We start from the raw sequence: 1313 nt of genomic DNA, 5'->3' as shown, positions 1-1313 counted from the left end.
AACATCCATAGCTTTGGCGGCATCTGCCACCGTGTATTTCTGGTCAACAACCAGTTGAGCGGATTCGCGTTTAAACTCTGCGCTAAAATTTCTTTTTTTCATTGGAGCACCTGTGTTGTTCTGAGGTGAGCATATCACCTCTGTTCAGGTGGCCAAATTCAGTGTGCCACTTCATCCTGGCACGACCTCATTGGCTGAAGGTTTACCTTATGTTGGCCTGACCGAACAGGATGTTCAGGACGCCCATGCGCGCTTATCCCGTTTTGCACCCTATCTGGCAAAAGCATTTGCTGAAACTGCTGCCACTGGGGGGATTATTGAATCAGAACTGGTTGCCATTCCAGCTATGCAAAAACGGCTGGAAAAAGAATATCAGCAACCGATCAGCGGGCAACTGTTACTGAAAAAAGATAGCCATTTGCCCATTTCCAGCTCCATAAAAGCACGCGGCGGGATTTATGAAGTCCTGGCACACGCAGAAAAACTGGCTCTGGAAGCGGGGTTGCTGACGCTTGATGATGACTACAGCAAACTGCTTTCTCCGGAGTTTAAACAGTTCTTTAGCCAATACAGCATTGCTGTGGGCTCAACCGGAAATCTGGGGTTATCAATCGGCATTATGAGCGCCCGCATTGGCTTTAAGGTGACAGTTCATATGTCTGCTGATGCCCGGGCATGGAAAAAAGCGAAACTGCGCAGCCATGGCGTTACGGTCGTGGAATATGAGCAAGATTATGGTGTTGCCGTCGAGGAAGGACGTAAAGCAGCGCAGTCTGACCCGAACTGTTTCTTTATTGATGACGAAAATTCCCGCACGTTGTTCCTTGGGTATTCCGTCGCTGGCCAGCGTCTTAAAGCGCAATTTGCCCAGCAAGGCCGTATCGTCGATGCTGATAACCCTCTGTTTGTCTATCTGCCGTGTGGTGTTGGCGGTGGTCCTGGTGGCGTCGCATTCGGGCTTAAACTGGCGTTTGGCGATCATGTTCACTGCTTTTTTGCCGGGTAATGCTGCCAACTTACTGATTTAGTGTATGATGGTGATTTTAAGGTGCTTGCGTGGCTTCCATTTCCATCAGATGTCCTTCCTGCTCCGCTACTGAAGGCGTGGTGCGTAACGGCAAAAGCACTGCCGGACATCAGCGCTATCTCTGCTCTCATTGCCGTAAAACATGGCAACTACAGTTCACTTACACCGCCTCTCAGCCCGGTACGCACCAGAAAATCATTGATATGGCCATGAATGGCGTCGGATGTCGCGCCAGTGCACGCATTATGGGCGTTGGCCTCAACACGGTTTTACGTCACTTAAAAAA

At 49.9% G+C, this 1313-nt stretch carries 2 protein-coding genes and 1 pseudogene; 2 read left to right on the top strand and 1 reads right to left on the bottom strand.

What is annotated here, in order from left to right:
• A partial coding sequence (locus tag BGK49_RS14820; protein ID WP_069375680.1) for an IS3 family transposase occupies window positions 1–102 on the bottom strand: 102 nt, incomplete at its 3' end.
• Between the two features lie 31 nt (window positions 103–133).
• Here BGK49_RS14820 and dsdA point away from each other — a divergent pair.
• Together dsdA and BGK49_RS14810 are read left to right on the top strand one after the other, a co-directional pair.
• Window positions 134–1000: pseudogene (gene dsdA, locus BGK49_RS14815) on the top strand (D-serine ammonia-lyase); the annotation flags it as partial.
• A gap of 56 nt (window positions 1001–1056) precedes the next feature.
• The coding region (locus BGK49_RS14810) for an IS1-like element transposase (protein WP_024259250.1) at window positions 1057–1313 on the top strand (257 nt) is incomplete at its 3' end.

The sequence above is a fragment of the Shigella sp. FC1544 genome, assembly GCF_001722145.1.
Taxonomy (GTDB): domain Bacteria; phylum Pseudomonadota; class Gammaproteobacteria; order Enterobacterales; family Enterobacteriaceae; genus Escherichia; species Escherichia coli.
The sequence above is the reverse complement of the archived record's forward strand: the minus strand, read 5'-3'. Positions and strand labels throughout refer to the sequence as shown.